The organism is Streptomyces sp. NPDC057486, from assembly GCF_042802415.1.
Taxonomy (GTDB): domain Bacteria; phylum Actinomycetota; class Actinomycetes; order Streptomycetales; family Streptomycetaceae; genus Streptomyces; species Streptomyces yanii.
The window spans coordinates 60,568-81,192 of the sequence record NZ_JBHVEE010000008.1 but is presented as its reverse complement, the minus strand read 5'-3'; the positions used below and the strand labels follow the sequence as shown (position 1 = coordinate 81,192).

Here is a 20,625-nt window from a genome sequence, read left to right as displayed (position 1 = left end):
CGGCCGAGGGCGGGGGAGGACTTCCGTGCGCTGGTTCCAGCGACGTGAGCGGGCGCCGTGGTCACGGAAGGGCCGCTCGAACGGGCCCAGGACCCCGGCCTCCCGCCGCGCAGTCACCGCGCTCCGCATCCCGGTTCTGGCTCTCCTCCTCGTGGCCACCGGCATGGCCCCCGGATCGGCCGCCGGTGCGCGCCCCCCGGCCGTAGCGGTGCCCGAACCGTGGGTGACGCCCGCCGAGTTCACGGACGCGGTCGACCCCGGCGGCTCCACGGGGGTGGACAAGCAGGTGCGTACACCGGTCATCCCGCCGAGGCCGGACGTGATCCTGCTGGTGGACGGAACGGCAAGCATGGCGGAGCCGATCAAGAGTGTGCGGGAGAACCTGCCTGATATCACTGCCGCGATCCGGGCCGAGCAGCCGGACTCCCGGTTCGCCGTGGCCACCTTCGGCGACCAGGAAGGCGATGTGAACGCCGGATTCCAGGTGCTGACCGAGCTCACGGACGACGACACCAAGGTGCAGGAGGGCGTCGACAAGCTCGGCACCGGACTGGGCGGCCAGAGCCGTGGTCCGTCCGAGGACTGGATCAACGGACTGTGGCAGATCGCCGACGGAGCCGGTGGGAAGACTGTGTTCCGCGAAGGGGCCAGCCCCGTCATCGTGGTGGTCAGCGACGCCTCCAGCCACTCGCCCAGCAACGGCCACTCCATCGACGACACGATCTTCGCCCTTCAGGACAAGAACGTCCGGGTGATCGGCGTGGACGTGGAGAGCAGGATCGGCGACGGTATGAACGGCAACGGTGACGCCCACAATCCCGACAACCCCGACTACGTGGAGAACCCGCCCACCACGCCCGGTCAGGCGACGCGCATCGTCAACGCCACCAACGGCCGCCTGCTGGAAGGCATCGATGGGAAACAGGTGTCGGACGCGATCATCGAGGGCTTCCACAACCTGCCCACCAGCGTCGGCTACCGCCTCGACAACTGCGACCCGCACCTGTCCGTCAGCCTCGACCCGCCCACCCAGCAGGTCACCAGCGGCGACACCGCGCACTTCGCCGAGAACATCGACGTCTCCGCGGACGCACCCCAGGGAACCAGGCTGACCTGCACCGTCCAGTTCCTGCTCGGCACCCGGGTCCCCGGTGCGGACGCGCTCGGACCCGCCGCTGCGGCCGATCCGGACTTCCAGGAACAGATCGGCATCGACGTGAACGACATCGACGCCCCTGTTGTCACCGTGGACGATCTGACCGTCCGGACCAAGGACAAGAACGGTGCCCGGGTGGACTACAGCGCGACCGCCGAGGACGCCCACGACGGCCCGCTCCCGGTGACCTGCTCCCCGCCCGCAGGCTCCCTCTTTCCGCTGGGCAGCACGACGGTGACCTGTTCGGCGACCGACTCTGCGGGCAACACCGGTACGGACACGGCGGAGATCGTGGTGCTCAAGGCGCCGGTGCCGCCCTCGGCCGACGTGGCGATGAAGGTCAGCGTCACGCCGGACCGCACGTACACGGGGCGTCCGGCCCGCGCCCGCTACATCGTCACCAATGCGGGCCCCGACAAGGCGACGGGTATCGTCATCGGCTCCAGCTGGCCCAAGCCGTCCGCCGCGAAGGACCGCAGTCTGCCCGCGCTGACCCGGTGCACCGCGGCGAAACCGTGCACGATTCCGGCCGGCGGGCGGATCGAGGTGACGCAGACGGCGACGTACCGGGCGGCGATCACCGGTGACGTACGGGCCACGGTGCGCGGCACGCTGCCCGACCGCCGCACGGCCAACAACAAGGACACTGACCGGCTGCGCGTCCTGAAGCCCTCGCTCACCGTCACTCCGGCGGTCGTCAAGCCGGGCCAGGTGGTCCTGGCGCGCGGCAAGGACTACCCACCTGGTCAGACCGTACGTTTCACGTGGAACATCGGGATCACTGCGGATCAGGGCGGCGTGACCGTAAACCGCGACGGCACCTTCGAGGTTCAGGTCCCGGTTCTGCGCAAGGACCGGCTCGGTCCGCGGAAGCTGCGGGCGGACACGAGAGGCATCGACCGACTGCAGAAGCCGGTTCTCGTCGTCCAACGCAACCTGCAGCCACCGGACTTCGCGGGCCGCGCGTGAACGTCCGAGCTCACGTGAACGTCCGCGCTCACACGGGAGTGATCAGGTGATCCACGAGGTCGACGACGTACTTCGCGCCCTGATCCGGGCGGAGGTGCTCGAAGGCGGCCAGATCGCGGTGGTCTTCGACGCCCCGACCAGGGAGTGGGCGGCGAAGGTCAACGCCCCCATGGTCAACCTCTACCTCTACGACATCCGCGAGGACATGCGGCGTCGTGAACGCGGTCTGCACAACGAGTACGACGAGCGCGGCACAATCGTCGCGCGCCGCCGCCCGCCCCGCTTCTTCAAGTTGTCGTACCTGATCACGGCGTGGACGAAGCGCCCGGAGGACGAACATCGCCTGCTGTCCTCGCTCCTGGCCTGCCTCCTCCGCTACGAGGCGCTCCCGCCGGACCGCCTCACCGGCTCGCTCGCCGACATCGGGGCCTCGGTCCCGATGTCGATCGCGCTGCCGCCGCCGGAGGACCGCTCCTTCGCCGACGTATGGAGCGCGCTCGGCGGCGAACTGAAACCGTCACTGGACCTGGTCGTCAGTGTCCCGGTCACCGCCGCGCCCACCTACCCGGCGGGCCCGCCGGTGGAGGACGAGGGCCTGCAGACCCGGTTCGGAGGCGTACCCGCGCGGCCCGAGGGCGAGACACAGCCGCAGCCGGGCCGCAAGGGTCTCCCGGTGTACGGAAGCCGCCCCGGCCGCCCGGCGCGGGACCCGGCACCGCAGTCCTCCGGCAACGGCACGACGGACCGCGGACGCGCGATGTCCTTCCGCATCACCGAAACGCATGGCACCCCACCGGAGGAAACAGACGCATGACGACCCCGGGCGACCCGAATCTGCGCCATCTCCTCGCCCGGGCGGTCGCGGTGGAACAGCGCATCCGTGCCGCGGTGGAGGCACGGCAGCTCACCGACCCGAACCCGGACGACGCGTTCCGGGGCCTGTACCTGACGGACGAGAACATCGCCCGTCTGCTGAACGACGAGACGGCCCGTGCGTTTCCCACCCCGCCCCCTGGGGACGCCGCGCCGGCCGATTCCCGACTGGCGTCACTGACGCGGGAGTTCCAGCTCACCGCGCTCGACATCGAGATCCTGCTGATCGCCCTTGTGCCGGACCTGGACGACCGCTTCGAGGCGTTCTACGGCTACCTCAACGACGACGTCACCCGCCGCCGCCCGTCCATCGGCCTGGCCCTGGGCCTCTGTGGACTGACCCCCGCCGACCCGGCAGCGCGGTCCCGACTGTCCGCCCGGTCCCCTCTCCGCGAGGGCCGGCTCCTCCTGGCCGAGGACCTGGACCGTCCGTTCCTGAGCCGCGCTCTCCGCGTCCCGGACCGGGTCACCGCCCACCTCCTCGGCGACAGCGCACCGGACCCACGGCTGGCGGACCTCCTGGCTCCTTGGCGAGCGGTACCAGGAGTCGGCGACCCATCCCCTCTCGCCTCCGTCCTGTCCGACGGTGTCCCGCTCGCCTACCTCCGCGAGGACCAGGGCGGTGCGGGCACCGCGCTCGCCGCCTCCGCGCTCACCCTCGCGGGTCGGCAGGTCCTCGGCCTGGACCTGGCAAGGCTGGCCGAGGACCCGACACCTGCGGAGGCGGTACGGTCCCTGGTCCGCGAGGCCCGCCTCACGAACGCGGGTCTGGTCGGCGCCCCGTTGGACGCGGTGTCCCGGGAGCACCCGGCCCTCCTCCGCCTGCTCACGGCCACCCCGGTCCCGACGATCCTGGTGGGAAGGGCGCCGTGGGACGCGTCCTGGTCCACGGTCCCGCCCCTGCTCCTGCACGCCCCCAGGGTGGAACCGGAGGCCCGCGCCGCCCTCTGGACGGACGCGTACAGAAACATGGCCGCAGCCGCGATCCCGCCCTCCATCGACGCGGACCGTCTGCTCTCCCCGTTCCTCCTGACCCCGGAACAGATCACCGGAGCAGCCCACAGCGCTGCCCAGACGGCCCGGCTGCACGGCGGAACCCTCACCTCCGACCACGTACGCCAAGGCGCCCGCGCCCAGAACGCGGCAGGCCTGGACCGCCTGGCCCGCCGCATCGAACCCACGGTGACCTGGAACGACCTGGTCCTGCCCCCCGACGCCCACGCCCAACTCCGCGAACTCACCGCCCGCGCCCGCCACCGCGACCGCGTCCTGGGGGAGTGGGGCATGCGCCCGGGAGGCGGCAGGGGCCGCGGCGTATCGGCACTCTTCGCAGGCGACTCGGGTACCGGCAAGACCATGTCCGCGGAGGTCATCGCCGCAGACCTGGGCCTGGACCTCTACACGGTCGACCTGGCCACGGTGATCGACAAATACGTGGGCGAGACGGAGAAGAACCTGGAGCGGATCTTCTCCGAAGCAGCGGGTGTGAACGGGGTCCTCCTCTTCGACGAGGCTGACGCGATCTTCGGTAAGCGCTCGGATGTGAAGGACGCCCATGACCGCTACGCGAACGTGGAGAGTGCGTATCTCCTCCAACGCATGGAGTCCTTCGACGGCCTGGCCATCCTGGCCACGAACCTCCGCGCCAACCTGGACGACGCCTTCACCCGCCGCCTGGACCTGGTCATCGACTTCCCGGTCCCTGACCCCGACCAACGCCTGGTCCTCTGGGAACGCTGCCTGGGCCCCCAACTCCCGCGCTCAGCGGACCTGGACCTGGCTTTCTGCGCCGAGAACTTCGAGCTGGCGGGCGGCAACATCCGCTCGATCGCGGTGACGGCTGCGTACCTGGCGGCGGACACGGGGGAGCCGGTGACGATGCCGACGCTGATCCACGCGATTCAGCGCGAGTACCAGAAACTGGGCCGGCTGACGCTGGCGTCGGAGTTCGGGCCGTACCTGGGGCTGCTGGCGTGAGGTGGGGACGCCTCTCAGACCTTGATGATCCGTACCCGGTCACCGTACTTTGCGCGGTCCCTCGTGTGGACCCTTGCGTGGAGCGGGAGTTGCCGCCACCGTGGACTGGGTCGGACCTACGGCCGACCGGGTCATATCCGTACGGTGACGGGAGTCAGCATGACCTCATTGCCTCTTCTGCCCCATGGACTGCACGGCGACGGCCCGCACAAGGTGATCGCGGTGCACGGCTGGTTCGCCGACCGCTCCGCCTACGACCCGGTGCTTCCGGATCTCGACCTCGGTTCGTTCCAATACGCGGTGGTGGATCTGCGCGGGTACGGGGAGGCCAGGGACGCGAGTGGTACGTACACCACAGCCGAGGGCGCCGCGGACGTTGTCGCGCTGGCCGACCGGCTCGGCTGGGACCGGTTCTCGGTGATCGGCCACTCGATGGGCGGCTGCATCGCTCAGCGGACGCTGGCCATCGCCCCACACCGGGTGCGCAGGATCGTCGGTGTGTCGCCGGTACCCGCATCCGGCCTGCCCCTGCCGCCCGAACAATGGGAGCTCTTCTCTGCTGCGGCGCACACCCCGGAGAACCGTCGGATCATCCTCGACATCACCACCGGAGGCCGACGCCCCGCAGGCTGGCTGGACCGCATGGTGCGGCGTTCGCTGGAACGCAGCGATGCGAAGGCGTTCCGGGCCTGGCTGGATTCCTGGGCGGGCGAGGACTTCCACGACCGGATCGACGGTTCGCCCGTGCCGGCCCTGGCTGTCGTCGGCGCGCTGGACCCGGCACTGTCGGCCGAGTTGCAGCGCGCCACCTGGATGCGCTGGTTCACGCGGGCCGAACTGGTGGAGCTGCCCTCGTGCGGCCACTACGCAATGGACGAGGCCCCGCTCGACCTGATCCGTGTGGTGGAGGACTTCCTGCGGGCCGACGGGGAGGACGCCGGGGCGAAGGCATGAGCGGGCCCGCCCCCGAAGCGCCGGAGAAGACGCCCGTACCGGACGTCTTCGACCCGAGGCAGTACGCGCAGGGCATCCCCCACGACCGCTACCGCCACCTGCGCGACCATCACCCCGTGGCATGGCAGGAGGAGCCGGAGGTTCTCGGCTGGCCGGCGGGCCCCGGCTTCTGGGCGGTCACCCGGCATGCGGACGTCATCCACGTACTGAAGGACTCCGCGACGTACTCCTCGTACCTGGGCGCCACCCAGATCCGGGACCCGGACCCCGCCGACCTGCCGTTCATCCGCCGCATGATGCTCAACCAGGACCCACCGCACCATCGGCGACTGCGCGTGCTCGTCAGCCGTGCGTTCACCCCCAAGCGCGTGGACCGTTTCGCCGCGGTCGTACGCGAACGGGCCCGCTCCCTGCTCACCCGGGCGGTCGCCGAGGCGCGGGCCACCGACGGCACCTGCGACCTCGTCGCCCGCGTCACCGACGATTACGCGCTGCTCAATCTCACCGACCTGCTGGGCGTACCGGACAGCGACCGGGGCCTCCTCCTGCACTGGACCCAACGCGTCATCGGCTACCAGGACCCGGACGAGGCGGGCACTGCGGTGCTGGGCCCGGACGGCAAGCCGGTCAACCCACGATCACCGGCAGCACTGCGCGACATGTTCGACTACGCGCACGCACTGGCGGCACACAAGCGCCGACACCCCGGCGACGACGTGATGACGGCCCTGGCCAGGGACCCCGAACTCACCGAGCCGGAGTTGGAGATGTTCTTCTTCCTGCTCGTGGTGGCGGGAAACGACACGGTACGCAGCGCAGCCCCGGGCGGCCTGCACCTGCTGGCCCAACACCCTGACGCGTACCGCCGCCTGTGCAACGGCGAGGTGGAACTGACCACCACCATCGACGAACTGCTTCGCCGCCACCCGCCGGTCCTGACCTTCCGCCGCACCGCCACTCGGGACACGGACCTGGCAGGCACGCGCATCCGCACCGGCGACAAGGTGGTCGTCTTCCACGCCTCGGCCAACCACGACGAACGGGTATTCCCCGACCCGTACGCCCTGGACCTCTCCCGCTCCCCGAACGCCCACGTCTCCTTCGGCGACGGCCCCCACGTCTGCCTGGGCGCCCACTTCGCCCGGCTGCAACTACGTGGCCTGTACGACGAGGCCTGCCGTGCTCTGCCCGCCCCACTCCAACTCGCGGCTCCACCACGCCGCCTGGTGTCGAACTTCATCAACGGCCTGAAGTCGCTGACGGTGTGGGTGGCCGACTCCTGACAGCCAGCCATCGCCACAGGACGATGAGGAACGGAGCACCGCCCATGGGCGCCTATGGGGATCACCTGGCGACCGGGATGAAGCCGAAAGCCGGGCGCCACTTCAGGCAATCACCACGCGGGAGCCGTTGAAGTTGGCCACAAGTTCCGACTGACCCCCAGGACTGCAATGTGCGCAGCGATCGTCCCCACCCCGGCGGCTGTTGTCCGCCCACGTTCGATGGCGGACACGTGCTCCTGCCGCACGTGCGTGCGGTCAGCCATATCGTTCTGTGCCAGCCCGAGTTCCTTGCTCATCTCGACCAATCGGTGGGCTCTCGCCTCAGCGACCATGCATCGGGCAACGAGCTTGATCGATCCGGCTGACGCACACGGCCAGTTCGCGGCCTCGGCCGCGGAGCTGAAAGCTCCGCGGCAGCAGGTTCAGCGCATCATCGTCACCACCGATCAGGCGCTGGCCATAGTCCGGCTGGGCGATCCCCGGGCAGCTACCGCACTTCTCCACGAGTGCGTGACGGCGGCTGCCGCAACGGGGGGCAGGGTGCCGATGATTCGGCTTCGGAGGGCGCGGCAAGAACTGCGGCCATGGCGTGGGGAGGACTTCGTGGCAGAGCTGGACGATCACCTGATGGACGTCCTTCGGTGAGTATCTGCAGGTATGGAAACCGAGGGGCGTGTCACTGATGATGGACAAGTTCCGGGACTCGATCATGAAGGAGTCGGCTGCGTACGCGATTGAAGCTGGAGGTATCCGTCTGACCTGGCCCTGACATCTCATCGGTGCGGACGCGGCGGCCCGTGCCATCTCCCCGGAGGGGGTGAGGCGTTAGCTCTCGCCGTGCGTAAGTCGTGCCATTCTCAGCTTCACCTGGTTCCAGCGTGTCAACAATCCGAAACCACGAAGTCGCTCATCAATGGAGGCAATTTCGTAGTACTGCCGTTCGAGATTCACCGGGCCGAGGTCAAGGCGGATCAGTGTTCCACTGGAACGGCTGAATGTGGAAGAAATGGTCTCGACGGATGCCCGCGGCCAGGCGGATTCTGCCCACTGTGACGCCAATTCTCCGGTGACGCGCATGCCGAAGGACACGCCCATGGCCACATAGACACATTCGGGGCTGACGGGTGGCTCCTGCAGGGGATGCCAAGTGCTGTCGTATCCATCGAACGTGAGGGGAAGAAATGTGGGAAGGATGTCGGGATCTGAATGCTGAGTGTATTTCCTTTGTCCGGTCAGAGTGATGCGCCAGCACAATGGGAACTGGTCTTCCCAGTCGTCGGACTCGGGGTAGTCACTGTAGTAAGCCGAGCGGAAGGGTGTGATTGACCAATCCTTGACTTGGAGAGGTAGGTGAAGTGCGTCGGAGATCTCTTGAATGAAGTCCATGCTTCCGGACGACACTTGGGAAATGTTGGTGGGCTTTAGCTCCACCACTGCAATCATCTCGCCGCTCGCGCTTTGGGTGACGCTGTTTGTCCAGATGAGATAGTTGGACATTCGCCCTCCTACGGGTACTTTGTCACGGGTCGTCAGGACCTTTGAACAATGGGCCAACTTCCGGCTTGTAGTTCACTCCCCCCGACTGCTTCGACGAGTTGCATGGCCCGCAGAGTATCTCCAGATTGCCCTGCAGGTTGTACCAGTCCCGGCGTTTCTGCTGATGGGTATTGTTGCCGATGCTACCGCTGTGCCCGTCATTCCAATGGCGGGCTACGGGCGTCTGGTGGTCGAGGGAGACCTCTGATACGTGCGCGAAGTGATGCTTCCAATGACAGTAGAAATAATCCTTGCTCCTGGCGCCCACCTGATCTTTGAGGTCTTCGTGCTCCCCCTTTGCGTCGATGAGGTTCTGTAGGTCGCGACTGCGGATGTCCCTCTTCGTTTGTGCCGTGAAGTCGCCTGGATAGAATTCGCCGCGAATATCTTTGGCGTAATCATTCTTCAGTCTGCCGTCTACTGCATATTTCGAGGGGTGTCGAATCAGTTCGCCCGCTTCGTATCCGTGGGACTTTGCGGCCTTGAATATTTTCTCTGTTATTTCGTTGAGATCATACTCGACCTCTTTTTCTTCTCGCTCCGTCCAGCCCGACTTGTCGGCAAGTCGATTTCCGATCCGATCAAGCTCATTTTTGATGGCCTGGAGCTCACCTCGCATGTAAGTGCATGCTTGGTCAGAAGATCTCTTGCTCTCCTCGTTGATTCCGTGAATCAATACCGTTTCGCATTTCTGATGCTTGCGCCGCAGGTGATCTACTTGTGTGCCGTACTTGCTCGTTCCTGTGTACTCCGCGTACCCATTTCGAAGTGCCCTTTCGCGCTTGTCCTTGCTCATGGGGATCAACATCTTGAGCCACTCGGCGTATGTGGCTCCGCCCTTGCTGCGCCAAATATTCAGCATTGCTCTGGATTCGACGGAGCGAAGGCCCCGGTAGATTTCATTGTAAGCGCCTTTCAGGTCCAGCGATTTCGTCGGCCTCTGAATTGATGCGAGTTGGACGTGGATGGACCAATTCGTTGAGTCCGCGTGTGGTGTTATGGTTGCTTCTTGGTATTTGTTTCGGACGGGATCGAGGGCTCGAGTCACCTCTTTCTCTTCCAGTGGGCCGCGCCCAAGTCGCCCAATGTGCTTTTGTGCCTCGGTGGAGACCTTGTTGATGTCTGATTTGTTTTTTGATTTCCCTGGCTGATTCCTTTTTCCCGGCTTATTTGCGGTTTTGAGTTTGGTCCAGAGCTTCTTGCCCGCCTTGACGATGAAGCCCACGATCTTGTCGATCGCCCGGTTCACCGGCCGGGCCACCGCGTGGAACACGCTCTTGACCTTGTTGGCCAGGCCGCCGATGCCCAGCAGTGAGGCCAGGAAGCCGATGAGGAGCGGGACGCTGGCCGCCAGGGCCGCTTCGACCATCTTGGGGACGCCCGCCGAACCGCCGTTGGCGATGGCGATGACCGCGTCCAGGACCGCGTTGACGAACTCCACTATCTGGGCGCCCTGGTTCACGATGAACGTGACGATGTCGATGATTCCCTTGACCGCGCGGACGAAGGCGGAGGCGGGGTTGAGGAGCGAGATGATCCAGGTGATGCCAGCGATGATGACCGTGGGGATCAGGTAGCTGGTCAGTTTCTCCAGGATCGTGGCCTTGAGGTCGCCTGCCTCCTCGGTGATTTCCTTGACCGCGCCTGCCGGGCCCTCGCGGGCGAGGGTCTGGGCGACGGGGACGGATTGTTCGACCGCGCTCATGGCCTGCTCGGGGACGCCCTTGCGGGTGACGCGGGCCCGGATGTTCGCCCAGGTCAGGCCAAGCAGAGAGCCGATGATCTGGATGATGCCCTTGAGGTCGAACTTCTGGGGAAGGTCCAGGCCCGCCTTGACCGCGGTGCCCAGGAGCCAGGAGACGACGCCCTTCTTCAGGTGGTCGGCGATGTTGGTGATGAAGAGCTGGAGGCCCGCGCCGACCGCCTTGACCAGGTTGCCTAGGAAGCCGATCGGGTCCTTGATGATCTTCATGATCGCGGAGGCGGCCTTGGCGAGGATGCCGAGGAGGAGGTTCTTCAGTTCGTTGATCGTCTTGATCGCGCCGACGATCGCGTCCTTCGCCTTGTCGATCAGGCCCTTGTTGGCTTCCTGGAGCTTCTTGATCTCCTCGTCGATCTTGTTGAGGGCCGCGGTGTACTTCGTCGCCAGGTCCTGGACGAGCTGTTCGGACTTCTCGTTGACCGTGGCTTCCAGGTCGTCGAACTTGCCGGCGAAGTCCTTGGCCGCGTCCTCGCCGAACTGACGCAGGTCGGCGGGGAGTTTGTCCACCTCGGCCTTGAGTTCACCGCGGCCCTTCGCGATGCGCGCCTTCGCCTTGCCGAGCTCCGTGCCGATGATGTCGGCCACCGAGGAGATGACCGTCTGCATCTGGGCGACGTAGAGCTTGCGGGCCTCCTGGTAGAGGTTGTTGGCCTCCTGCGGCAGGCCGGCGAACTTGTCCTTGACCCAGCGGGCCTTGCCCGTCCAGCCCGAGTAGCGCTTGTCCTTGTAGGCCTTCATGCGCCGCTTGTGGTCCGCGGTGAACGCGTCGCGGGCTGCCTTCTCGCCCGAGGTGAACTTGTCGTCGACCTTCTTGTCCAGGCCGGACAGGGTCTCCTCGACGTCCTTCTTCGTGGAGTCGTAGACCTTCTGCAGTTTTGCCGTGACCTCGGCGCGCTTCTTCTCGTCCTTCGACTTGGTGTCGCCCTTGCCGCCGTCGACCTCCTTGCCCGCCGCGGCGCGGGTCGCGGTCAGGGCGTTCATCGCCTGGGTGCCGGAGGCCGCGGCGGCCGTCTTCGCCGAGGAGAGTTGCTGGGCTTCGGCCGCCTTGCCCTTGGCGGGGGCCTTCGCCGAGTCTGTCTCCGCTGTCTTCTTCGCGGAGAGCGCTTCGTTGAACTCCGTTTCGTTGCCCTTGGCGAGCTGGTCCTCGGTGACCTCGGCGTCCGCCATCGCCTTGTCGTTCTGGGCGGGCCCCTCGGAGAAGTCGGTGACAGCAGCGGGTTGTTGGGCCGGGATTGCATCCGCAGCGGAGGGGGCGCCGGGGTTGGCGGGCGGTTGGTCCGGGGTCATCGGGGTGACCTGTTTGTCCTTGGCCGCCGACGTGTCGGGTGCGGCCTTGGTGGTGGTCTCGATGTCCTTGGCCGACTTCTCCTTGCCGTCCGTGACCTTGCCGTCCACCTCGGACTTGATCTTGTCGGCCTTGCCGGACTCGGAGAACTTGTCGGCGTCGTCGAGGTTCTTCGGCGCCTGCGCCTCGATCGCCTTGTTGACGGCGTCGATGAAGGCTTGTTTGTTGAACTCGCCCGGCTTCGCGGCGTTCATTTTTTCCGCGTTCGCCGCCTTGCCCTGGGCTTCCTTGTCGTCCGGGGGAGCGACCGCCGCGTCCTGTGCGGACTTGGACTCGGTCGCGGCGGGGGCGTGGACGGCGATCCTGGTGCGTTTCGCCGCCACGTCCGCCTTCACCTTGCGGAAGCCGGCCGCCTGGGACGGGGACGGTTTCACCGGGGCGGTGTAGCGCTGCGCCACCAGGCGGGCTACCGCCGCGTTGCCCGCCGCGCCCTGCAGGCGCTGGAGGGAGCGGCGATCGGGTACGGGGCGGTCCGGGGCCGGGCGGTCCACCGGGGCTGCTTCGGGACGGGAGGTCGCCGCGCGGGCGGTGTCGGGGGCGGGGTTCTTCTCCGGAACCGCCTTCATCCGCCCTCCCGGTCACCGCTTCCCCAGCCTCGCCAGCCTGGGTGGCGGACAACGGGGATGCGGAGCGCGCGTGGGCGGGGGTGGGGGCAGAGCCGGCCTGGTTGGGCGGATCACGCGGATTGCCTCTTCGGGCAGTCTCCCGTGCACTGCAGGGCGACCGAGTATCCGTTCCCCCTGCACGGGCCCGGTGGTGAGAATGGCCCGCGTTCCCCGGTCGAGGAGAGGTCAAGGAGAGACTTACATGCCGTCGTACCTGTCCCCGGGCGTCTACGTCGAAGAGGTCGATTCCGGTTCCCGGCCGATCGAAGGAGTGGGCACCTCGGTCGCCGCTTTCGTCGGCTTCGCCCAGAAGGGCCCGCTCGACGAGCCGACGCTGATCACGAACTGGAGCCAGTTCGTCAGCCGCTTCGGTGACTTCGTCGAGGGAACCTATCTCGCCTCCTCCGTCTACGGCTTCTTCGCCAACGGCGGCGGAATCTGCTACGTGGTGCGTATCGGTGACGGCACCGAGGCCGCCGAGCCCGAGAGCGTCGGCGGCGGCGGTGAGCCGGGGCAGCTGCCCGCAGGTACGGAGACCCAGCTCGGCCCGTACGCACTCAAGGCACGTCCCGGTGTGAGCGGGGAGATCACCGTCGAGGTGACGGACGTCGAGGGCGAGGACCCGCCGCAGGACGTGTTCCAGCTGCTCGTCCGGCGCGACGGGCAGGTCGTCGAGACCTACCCGGCGGTCACGACGAAGCGCAGCAAGGAGAACGTCGCCACCCGTGTCAACGCGAAGTCCGAGCTGATCGAGGTCCGGGAGTCCGGACGCGGGGCCGCGCCGGCCAGGCCCGAGCCGCAGACGGTCACGCTCGCGCCCGCACCCGCTCTGGGCTCGGCCCCCGGGACGCTGGGCTCGGAAGCGTACGTAGGCGATCCCGACCAGCGGACCGGTTTCGGCGGTCTGGAAGCGGTCGAGGAGATCACGACCGTTGCCGTTCCCGATCTCATGAGCGCGTACGAACGCGGACTGCTGGACCTGGAGTCCGTCATCGCCGTGCAGCAGGCGCTGATCAGCCACTGCGAGCTGATGGGTGACCGCGTCGCCATCCTCGACCCGCCGCCCGGGCTCTCTCCGCAGCAGATCAGGGCCTGGCGCACCGACCGTGCCAATTTCGACTCGAAGTACGCGACGCTCTACTACCCGTGGATCCGGGTCGCCGACCCGTCGTCCGGGCGGGCGCAGCTCGTACCGCCCAGCGGACACGTCGCCGGCATCTGGGCGCGCAACGACGAGTCGCGTGGTGTGCACAAGGCGCCGGCGAACGAGGTCGTACGGGGCGCTGTCGCGTTGCAGACGCAGCTGACGAAGGGTGAGCACGATCTGCTCAATCCGATCGGGCTGAACTGCATTCGCTCCTTCCCCGGGCGTGGAATCCGGGTATGGGGCGCGCGGACTCTGGCATCGGATCCGGCCTGGCGGTATCTGAACGTCCGGCGGCTCTTCAATTACCTGGAGGAGTCGATTCTCGCCGGTACGCAGTGGGTCGTGTTCGAACCGAACGACGATGCGCTGTGGGCCCGTATCCGGCGTACGGTCTCGGCGTTCCTGGTCAACGAGTGGCGCAGGGGTGCGTTGTTCGGGCTGACGCCGGACGAGGCGTTCTACGTCAAGTGTGACCGCGAGACCAACCCGCCGGAGACCATCGAGGCAGGTCAGGTTGTCTGTGAGATCGGTGTGGCACCGGTCAGGCCGGCCGAGTTCGTGGTGTTCCGGCTCTCTCAGCTGACCAGTGGATCGGGCGAGGTCGATGAGTGACCGCCGTTCCCGGTTCCGAGGGATCCGGGGCCCCGTGATTCCGAGGGTTCCGTGGTTCCGGAGTTTCCGTGGTTCCGGGGTTCTGTAACAGGTAGAGGAGTTCGCTGTGCCACTTCCCGATCTCGACAGTTCCGTCGGGCATTCCTTCGGTCTTGAATTCGACAGCGTCGTCATCAAGCAGATCACCGAAGTCAGTGGTCTGAAGATGGAGCAGGACGTCATCGAGCTGAAGCAGAACACCGCCGACGGGCGTTATGCCATCAAGAAGCTCCCCGGCCGTCCGAAGGCGGGGGAGGTCACCGTGACGCGTGGTCTCACCGAGGACAACAGCTTCGAACGGTGGATCAAGGACTCGCGGTTCGGCCGCATGACCGCGGCCCGCCGCAACGGCGCCGTCATCGTGTACGACTACGAAGGCATCGCCATCAAGCGCTACAAGCTCATCAACGCCTGGCCGAAGTCCCTTGAAATCGGCACGCTCAAGGCCGGTGACACCTCGGTTCTGACGGAGAAGCTGTCGATCACGTACGAGAGCATGGAACTCGACTGATGCGGCGTACGGCCCAGGCGCCGGCTACGGCTCCCACCTTCGAAGAACGTTCCGAACGGGACACGCTGCGCACCGAGTTCACCTTCGAGCTCCCGCGCGGATACGTCGACGAGTCCGGCACCGTCCACCGCACCGGAGTCATGCGACTGGCGACCGCCCGCGACGAGCTCGTACCGCTGCGGGACGACCGGGTGCGCGAGAACTCCGCCTATCTGTCGGTCGTGCTGATCTCCCGCGTCGTCACCCGGATCGGCACGCTCGACGACATCCACCCGGGCATCATCGAGGACCTGTTCGCCTCCGACCTGGCCTTTCTGCAGGACTTCTACCGGCGGATCAACGCCGAGGGACACACCCGCGCCGCCGTCACCTGTCCGTCCTGCCAGGAGGAGTTCGCGGTGGATCTCGCCGGTGGCCGCCTGGGGGAATCGTGACGTACGCGGCCGACCAGCTCTACGAGGAAGTCGCGTACCTCGCCTATCACTTCCACTGGCCACTCGATGAACTGCTGGACCTGGAACACCCGGAACGCCTGAGGTTCGTCGCGCAGGTCGCCCGCCTCAACGGGCAGTAACGCAGGGGAGGACGAGAGCCATGGGTCTGATGTCCTGGCTGCGCGGCCGCCGGACGGAGGAGGGCGGCGGCGACGCCGGGCTCCCCGTCGACGCAGTGCGGCGGGAGCGGTTCGATCCGTCCAGGCTGCCGCCCCTGCAGCGGACGGTGACCGGTCAGGATCTCGTCATCGACCCGGGCGGTTTCCAGGGAGCGCTCACCACCCGGCAGGACACCGCCCTCGGTCTCCCTCTCGGGCACCTGATCAGCCCGGAGGCGCCCTCCGGCCTGGTGCACGGGATCACCTCGACGAGTGCGGCCCCGGCGGGAGGGCCATCAGCGGTGCAGCGGTCGGTGGAGATGCCGCCGCGCTCCGGCCCGCCGTCACGATCGCTCCCTGTTGCCGTGCAGCGGGCGTCCTACGGGGACGAGGCGCCCGTCCTGACCATGGCGGGAGCAACCGCGGTGGCGGACCTTCCGGTACGGCAACTGATCGGCGAGCAGCCCCTCGTCACCGACACGGCGACGGTGTCTGCCTCTGCGTCCACTCCTGGGTCTGCGCCTGGTCCTGTGCCTGCTCCTGGTCCTGCTCCGGCGCCGGGCGTCGCGCCGGCTGTTCAGCGGACCGACGTACCTCGTCCGGCTGCCGAACGGCCCCGGCGTGCCCCCGGGCTCGGTGCGCCGATGCCCGGCCTGCCGCCGACAGCGCAGCGGGAGGCTGCCGCCACGGTGCCGGGAACCGGGAGCGAGCCGGTTCCGGTGTCCCGGAGTGCGGAGGGTACGGGGCCGGAGGAGGTGCAGCGTGGGCCGGATGAGGACACCGCGCCGCTTCTCGGGGACGACCCGTTGGTCGCCTCGCCGCCGGAGACAGCTGCCCCTCAGGAACAGGCCGGGAGCAGTGCAGAGCCGATGACGCCCATCCCCGTGCCCGTACAGCGCACCGCCCTCGCCCCCGTACAGCGCGCCGCCCTCACTTCCACGAACGCACCGACCACGCCGTCCCTGCCCGTGGCCCCGCTGCTCGCCGACCGGCCCCTGCCCATCCACGCGGCGCGGGCGGAGACCGGACTCCGGGGCGCTGCGGCCGCCGCCCCCGTGCAGCGCTCGCCCGAGGAAGCGGTGTCCCCCGCAGTGGTGCCGGTCCGCTGGACGTCCGCCGCACCGCGAGCAACCGGAAACGGAACGGGAACGGGAACGGGAACGGGAACGGGAACGGGAACGGGAACGGGAACGGGAACGGTGCAGCGTACGGCGGTCCCCGTGCGGGAGACATGGGGCCCGGTACCGGCACCATCACCGCCCTCTCCACCTCCCCCCGCCCTGCAGCGGCAGTCCGTGAGCGGGCCTCCGGCGCCCCGTTCCCGTAACCCTGCCGCGCCGGCCGTCCCGTCGGCCGGCTCGGTCGCGGTGGCCGCCGGCGTGGCGCAGCGGATGGCCGACGGGAGCGTGGTCTTCGGTACTGCGCCGACCGGCTTCTCGCAGCCCGTCGTCCAGCGCGAGACCGAGACCAGCGAGCCGCCGCCCCCGACGCCCGAACCGGAACCGGAACCGGATCCGGAACCCGAAGCCGGGCCCGCTCCCGAGCCCGGGGGCGAGGGCGCCGGTGCCGGCCCGTCGCCCGTGCCGGGGTCCGTGGGCCACACCGGCCAGGGCGGGCCACCCGTCACGGACGAACTCGTACGCGCCCTGTACGGCCCGCTGAGTCGGCTCCTCAAGGCGGACCTTCGGCTGGAACGCGAACGGGCCGGATTCCTCATCCGCACCAGGCACTGAATCCGCACCGGGCACCGAACCGCCCCACCCAGGAATTGAGAGGTACGTGCCATGGCCACCGCTCCCTCGGACAACGATCCCGCCGTCAGCGTCTGCTTCGTCGTCACGATCGACGACATCGAGCTCGGGTCGTTCAACACCTGCGACGGCCTGGGCTGCGAAGTGGTGCTCGAAACACGGGAGGAGGGCGGCAACAACGGCCACCTGTGGCAGCTGCCGACCCGGCTGAAGTACTCCAATGTGAAGCTGTCCCGGCCGCTCACCCGCGAGACCGAGAAGGTGGCCCGCTGGTTCGCCACCATGACGACCGGGTTCAGCCGCAAGACCGCCCACATCGAGGCGCGGACCGGCGACGGGCAGAAGGTGGCGCAGTGGGGGCTGCTGGAGGTGGTGCCCGTGCGGTGGACCGGGCCGTCCTTCTCCCCGGAGTCGCCCAAGGTCGCGATGGAGACGATCGAGATCGCCCACCACGGCTATGTGATGGAGGGCTGACCGACGTGAGCGGTGCGGGACCCATCGCCTTCAGTGCCGCCGGTACGTCCGGTGTGTCGTCGGCCGCGAAAGGGAGCTCGGCCCGGCCCAAGCTGGAGCATGCCTATCTGGAGCTGCGGACCCCGCCGACCGGCGGCGGTCTCACGCCCGGCGGTCCGTGCGGCCGGATCGACTTCCAGTTCAATCCGAAGGAGCTCAGCCTCACCAAGGCGGCGTCGTGGAAGCGGAGTCCGGCCAAGGGAGCGAAGAGTTCCGGGCCGCCGGAGTACCAGGGGTCGCAGCCCAGCAAGCTCACCGTCGAGATGTTCTTCGACGCCAGTGACACCCAGGACACCCGGGTCGTCACCGCCGTGGAGCAGCTGTTCGCGTGCTGCGTCCCGACGAACGAGACCAGGCAGCAGCAGCGGTCATCCCCGCCGTGGGTGGTCTTCCACTGGGGCGGACTGACCGGGTTCCCCGGTTATGTCAGCCAAGTGCAGGCGAAATACACCCTGTTCACCACATCCGGTGTGCCGATCCGGGCGGTCTGCCAGGTCACGATGGAGGAGATCAGCGGGGACACCCCGGGGCAGAATCCGACCTCGGGCGCCCTGGCGGCCCGGCGGGTGCACCGGGTGGACGCCGGGGACTCACTGCCGTCGCTCGCCCAGCGCGAGTACGGGGACCCGGCCGCGTGGCGGGTGATCGCCGAGGCGAACGGGATCGACGACCCGATGCGGCTGGCGCCCGGAACACAGCTGCTGCTGCCCGCCCTCGACGAGCTGAGCCGACTCGCGGAGCCGGAGAATCCGGTACGGGGGCGGGGCTGATGGCGCAGCAGGGCGTCGCCACCGCGCTGGTGGTGGAGTTCGACGGCACACCGCTTCCCCCGAAGTTCGTGAACACCCTGGTCGAGGGGTACGTCGACGACAGCCGCACGCTCCCCGACCTCTTCTTCCTCCGCTTCCGCGACCCCGACCGGGTGCTCCTCGAACAGACCGGGCTGAAGATCGGCAGCCAGGCCCGGCTGCTGGCCCGTGCGGGCGGCGACACGGCCCCGAAGCCGCTGCTCGACGGGGTGGTCACCGCACTGGAGGTGGAGCTCGACGAGACGGGGACGTTCACCGTCGTCCGCGGGCTCGACGAGTCGCACCGGCTGTTCCGGGGGCGCAGGGTGGCGAGCTACCAGAACATGACGCTCGCCGACATCTGCGGCCAGGTCGCCCAGCGCGCCGGGCTGAAGCCGGGAAGGGTCGACATCGCCGGACCCGTGCTCGAACACATCGCCCAGCCCAACATCACCGACTGGGAGTTCGTCCGGGGCCTGGCGGAGGAGGCCGGGGCGCAGGCCTACGTACTCGACGGGGCGCTGCACATCACCCGGCCCGCCGAGGCGAGCGGTGCGCCCGACGGTTCGGCGCGCGCCGACCGCAACCCGCTCGTCCTGGAGATGGGCAGCAATCTGCTGCGCTGCCGGGCGGGGGTGTCGTCAGCCGAGCAGGTCTCCGAGGTCGAGGTGCGCGGCTGGGACGTCAAGGCCAAGCAGCCGCTGGTGGGCAAGGCCCCGGCAGGCACGTCGTCGACGCTGGAACTGGGGGTGACGGCCGCCGAGGTGACCGCACCGTTCGGCGAGGCGCGGTTCGTGGTCACGGACGCGGCGTACGGGGAGCAGGCGCAGGTGGACCAGGCGGCGAAGGCGCTCGCCGAGCGGATCGCCGGGTCCTTCGCGGAGCTGGAGGCCGTGATCCGCGGAAACCCTGAGGTCAGGGCGGGCAGCGCGGTGGCGCTCAACGCGGTGGGCAAGCCCTTCGAGGGGCGGTACACGGTCACGTCGTCACGCCATGTCTTCGACGCTGTACGCGGCTACGAGACGTGGATCACGGTCTCCGGGCAGCAGGAGCGGTCCTTGTTCGGGCTGACGGGCGGGGGTTCCGGTGCGCAGGGGCCGGGCGGCAGTGCTGGTTCGCGGTGCCACGGGCTGGTCAGCGGGACGGTCACGGACACGCACGACCCCGACGGGTCGGGGCGGGTGAAGGTCCGGTTCCCGTGGCTGTCGGACGAGTACGCGAGCGACTGGGCGCGGACCGCGCAGTCCAACGGGACGAGCGGCGGCGAAGCGTTCATCCCGGAGGTCGGAGACGAGGTGCTGGTGGGCTTCGAGCACGGACATCTGGACCGGCCTTATGTGCTGGCCGGTCTGTACAACGGGAAGGACCGACCGTCGCAGGGCGGCGGCGGAGGCGAGGGCGGAGGTTCCGGCACCGGTGATTCGGGCGGGCCGGGCGCCGGCGGTCTCGTCGACCCGACCAGCGGCGCGGTCAACCGCCGTGCCTTCGCCTCCAAGGGCGGGAACCAGCTGGAGCTGCTCGACGCCGCCAACGGCCCGCAGGGCGTGCGCCTGCTCACCGGCGACGGAAAGCTCAAGATCGACCTGGACCGCAAGGGCACCGTGATCGTGATCGACAGCGACGGCGGCGTGACCATCGAGGCGAAGGAGCAGGTCTCCATCAAGGCGGCCGAGGGCGTTTCCCTGGACGCCGGCCGGGGATCGCTCGAACTCTCCGGCGACAGCGTCACGCTGACGTCCCGCTCCGGAGTCGCGGTCGACGGCGGCAACGGCAGGGTCACGCTCGCCACGGGCGGCACCGTCGACGTCCAGGGCGGCCAGGTCGCGGTCAACGGAACCCAGCGCACCGACATCAAGGGCGGCAGTTCGTGCTCCATCAACGCGCCGATGGTCAGGATCAATTGAGAGGAGTGGGTCGACGTGTCCGCAACAGCAGCGGCGGCCGCCCGCGTCGGTGACCCCACGGGGCACCCCGGCACGGTCGGCCCGCCCGGTGTCGCGTCCGTTCTCATCGGCGGGAAGCCCGCCGCCACGGTCGGCACCGCACACACCTGTACCTCCCCGGCCGCCCATCCGCCGTCCACGATCGCGCCACCGGGCAGCTCGTCCGTACTGATCGGCGGGAAGCCCGCCGCCCGGGTCGGGGACCTGGCCGGCTGTGGTTCGCCCGTCGTGTCCGGCTGCGCGACGGTGCTGATCGGGGGCTGAGCGGA

The 20,625-nt window shown here is 68.3% G+C and carries 17 protein-coding genes; 14 read left to right on the top strand and 3 right to left on the bottom strand.

Translation table 11 applies throughout. From position 1 onward, the window contains the following. Positions 1-25: 25 nt before the first annotated feature. The 5 genes from ACFU6I_RS06570 (at position 26) to ACFU6I_RS06550 (ending at position 7,212) form a co-directional block, all read left to right on the top strand. The gene (locus ACFU6I_RS06570) at positions 26-2,125 is read left to right on the top strand and encodes a VWA domain-containing protein (RefSeq protein ID WP_384362379.1); all 2,100 of its coding nucleotides are present in this window, start codon (positions 26-28) and stop codon (positions 2,123-2,125) included. 46 nt (positions 2,126-2,171) lie between these two features. Then, positions 2,172-2,939, top strand: coding sequence for a DUF4255 domain-containing protein (locus tag ACFU6I_RS06565; RefSeq protein ID WP_384362377.1), 768 nt, complete (start codon positions 2,172-2,174; stop codon positions 2,937-2,939). Next, complete coding sequence (locus ACFU6I_RS06560) at positions 2,936-4,975, top strand: ATP-binding protein (RefSeq protein WP_384362375.1); 2,040 nt, start codon at positions 2,936-2,938, stop codon at positions 4,973-4,975. The genes ACFU6I_RS06565 and ACFU6I_RS06560 overlap by 4 nt, the downstream gene beginning before the upstream one ends. A gap of 159 nt (positions 4,976-5,134) precedes the next feature. Continuing rightward, complete coding sequence (locus ACFU6I_RS06555; protein ID WP_384362373.1) at positions 5,135-5,929, top strand: alpha/beta fold hydrolase; 795 nt, start codon at positions 5,135-5,137, stop codon at positions 5,927-5,929. Further along, on the top strand, positions 5,926-7,212 hold the full coding sequence (locus tag ACFU6I_RS06550; RefSeq protein ID WP_384362371.1) for a cytochrome P450: 1,287 nt from the start codon (positions 5,926-5,928) through the stop codon (positions 7,210-7,212). Before ACFU6I_RS06555 ends, ACFU6I_RS06550 begins: the two co-directional genes overlap by 4 nt. Before the next feature lie 110 nt (positions 7,213-7,322). Here the strand turns inward: ACFU6I_RS06550 and ACFU6I_RS06545 are convergent, their stop codons facing one another. The 3 genes from ACFU6I_RS06545 to ACFU6I_RS06535 form a co-directional block, all read right to left on the bottom strand. Then, positions 7,323-7,475, bottom strand: coding sequence for a hypothetical protein (locus ACFU6I_RS06545; RefSeq protein ID WP_384362454.1), 153 nt, complete (start codon positions 7,473-7,475; stop codon positions 7,323-7,325). A 562-nt stretch (positions 7,476-8,037) separates the two neighbouring features. Then, positions 8,038-8,709 carry a hypothetical protein gene (locus tag ACFU6I_RS06540; protein WP_384362369.1) on the bottom strand — a complete coding sequence of 224 codons (672 nt, stop codon included), beginning with the start codon at positions 8,707-8,709 and terminating at the stop codon, positions 8,038-8,040. Between the two features lie 22 nt (positions 8,710-8,731). Beyond that, a complete protein-coding gene (locus tag ACFU6I_RS06535; protein WP_384362367.1) occupies positions 8,732-12,421 on the bottom strand; it encodes an HPC2 multi-domain protein in 3,690 nt (1,229 codons plus the stop codon). A gap of 241 nt (positions 12,422-12,662) precedes the next feature. On the opposite strand from ACFU6I_RS06535, the gene ACFU6I_RS06530 reads away from it, so the two are divergent. From ACFU6I_RS06530 to ACFU6I_RS06490, 9 genes are all read left to right on the top strand, one after another. Continuing rightward, complete coding sequence (locus tag ACFU6I_RS06530; protein ID WP_384362365.1) at positions 12,663-14,219, top strand: phage tail sheath family protein; 1,557 nt, start codon at positions 12,663-12,665, stop codon at positions 14,217-14,219. 106 nt (positions 14,220-14,325) lie between these two features. After that, complete coding sequence (locus ACFU6I_RS06525) at positions 14,326-14,769, top strand: phage tail protein (RefSeq protein ID WP_327245283.1); 444 nt, start codon at positions 14,326-14,328, stop codon at positions 14,767-14,769. Then, a complete protein-coding gene (locus ACFU6I_RS06520) occupies positions 14,769-15,203 on the top strand; it encodes a hypothetical protein (protein WP_384362363.1) in 435 nt (144 codons plus the stop codon). The genes ACFU6I_RS06525 and ACFU6I_RS06520 overlap by 1 nt, the downstream gene beginning before the upstream one ends. Continuing rightward, positions 15,200-15,343, top strand: coding sequence for a DUF6760 family protein (locus tag ACFU6I_RS06515; RefSeq protein WP_266983482.1), 144 nt, complete (start codon positions 15,200-15,202; stop codon positions 15,341-15,343). Before ACFU6I_RS06520 ends, ACFU6I_RS06515 begins: the two co-directional genes overlap by 4 nt. 20 nt (positions 15,344-15,363) lie before the next feature. Then, the gene (locus ACFU6I_RS06510; RefSeq protein WP_384362361.1) at positions 15,364-17,094 is read left to right on the top strand and encodes a hypothetical protein; all 1,731 of its coding nucleotides are present in this window, start codon (positions 15,364-15,366) and stop codon (positions 17,092-17,094) included. A gap of 51 nt (positions 17,095-17,145) precedes the next feature. Continuing rightward, positions 17,146-17,586, top strand: a complete 441-nt coding sequence (locus tag ACFU6I_RS06505) for a phage tail protein (RefSeq protein ID WP_266983478.1) — start codon at positions 17,146-17,148, stop codon at positions 17,584-17,586. A 5-nt stretch (positions 17,587-17,591) separates the two neighbouring features. After that, positions 17,592-18,395: a LysM peptidoglycan-binding domain-containing protein gene (locus tag ACFU6I_RS06500; protein WP_384362358.1), complete on the top strand. Its 804-nt coding sequence runs from the start codon at positions 17,592-17,594 to the stop codon at positions 18,393-18,395. Next, positions 18,395-20,317: a VgrG-related protein gene (locus ACFU6I_RS06495; RefSeq protein WP_384362355.1), complete on the top strand. Its 1,923-nt coding sequence runs from the start codon at positions 18,395-18,397 to the stop codon at positions 20,315-20,317. The genes ACFU6I_RS06500 and ACFU6I_RS06495 overlap by 1 nt, the downstream gene beginning before the upstream one ends. Before the next feature lie 15 nt (positions 20,318-20,332). Next, on the top strand, positions 20,333-20,620 hold the full coding sequence (locus ACFU6I_RS06490) for a PAAR domain-containing protein (protein ID WP_266983475.1): 288 nt from the start codon (positions 20,333-20,335) through the stop codon (positions 20,618-20,620). Positions 20,621-20,625: the final 5 nt, after the last annotated feature.

Bases quoted from the DNA above. Each gene is read 5' to 3' on its own strand.
- ACFU6I_RS06560 (WP_384362375.1), top strand. From the start codon at position 2,936: ATGACGACCCCGGGCGACCCGAATCTGCGCCATCTCCTCGCCCGGGCG.
- ACFU6I_RS06555 (WP_384362373.1), top strand. From the start codon at position 5,135: ATGACCTCATTGCCTCTTCTGCCCCATGGACTGCACGGCGACGGCCCG.
- ACFU6I_RS06550 (WP_384362371.1), top strand. From the start codon at position 5,926: ATGAGCGGGCCCGCCCCCGAAGCGCCGGAGAAGACGCCCGTACCGGAC.
- ACFU6I_RS06545 (WP_384362454.1), bottom strand. From the start codon at position 7,475: ATGGCTGACCGCACGCACGTGCGGCAGGAGCACGTGTCCGCCATCGAA.
- ACFU6I_RS06540 (WP_384362369.1), bottom strand. From the start codon at position 8,709: ATGTCCAACTATCTCATCTGGACAAACAGCGTCACCCAAAGCGCGAGC.
- ACFU6I_RS06535 (WP_384362367.1), bottom strand. From the start codon at position 12,421: ATGAAGGCGGTTCCGGAGAAGAACCCCGCCCCCGACACCGCCCGCGCG.
- ACFU6I_RS06530 (WP_384362365.1), top strand. From the start codon at position 12,663: ATGCCGTCGTACCTGTCCCCGGGCGTCTACGTCGAAGAGGTCGATTCC.
- ACFU6I_RS06520 (WP_384362363.1), top strand. From the start codon at position 14,769: ATGCGGCGTACGGCCCAGGCGCCGGCTACGGCTCCCACCTTCGAAGAA.
- ACFU6I_RS06510 (WP_384362361.1), top strand. From the start codon at position 15,364: ATGGGTCTGATGTCCTGGCTGCGCGGCCGCCGGACGGAGGAGGGCGGC.
- ACFU6I_RS06505 (WP_266983478.1), top strand. From the start codon at position 17,146: ATGGCCACCGCTCCCTCGGACAACGATCCCGCCGTCAGCGTCTGCTTC.
- ACFU6I_RS06495 (WP_384362355.1), top strand. From the start codon at position 18,395: ATGGCGCAGCAGGGCGTCGCCACCGCGCTGGTGGTGGAGTTCGACGGC.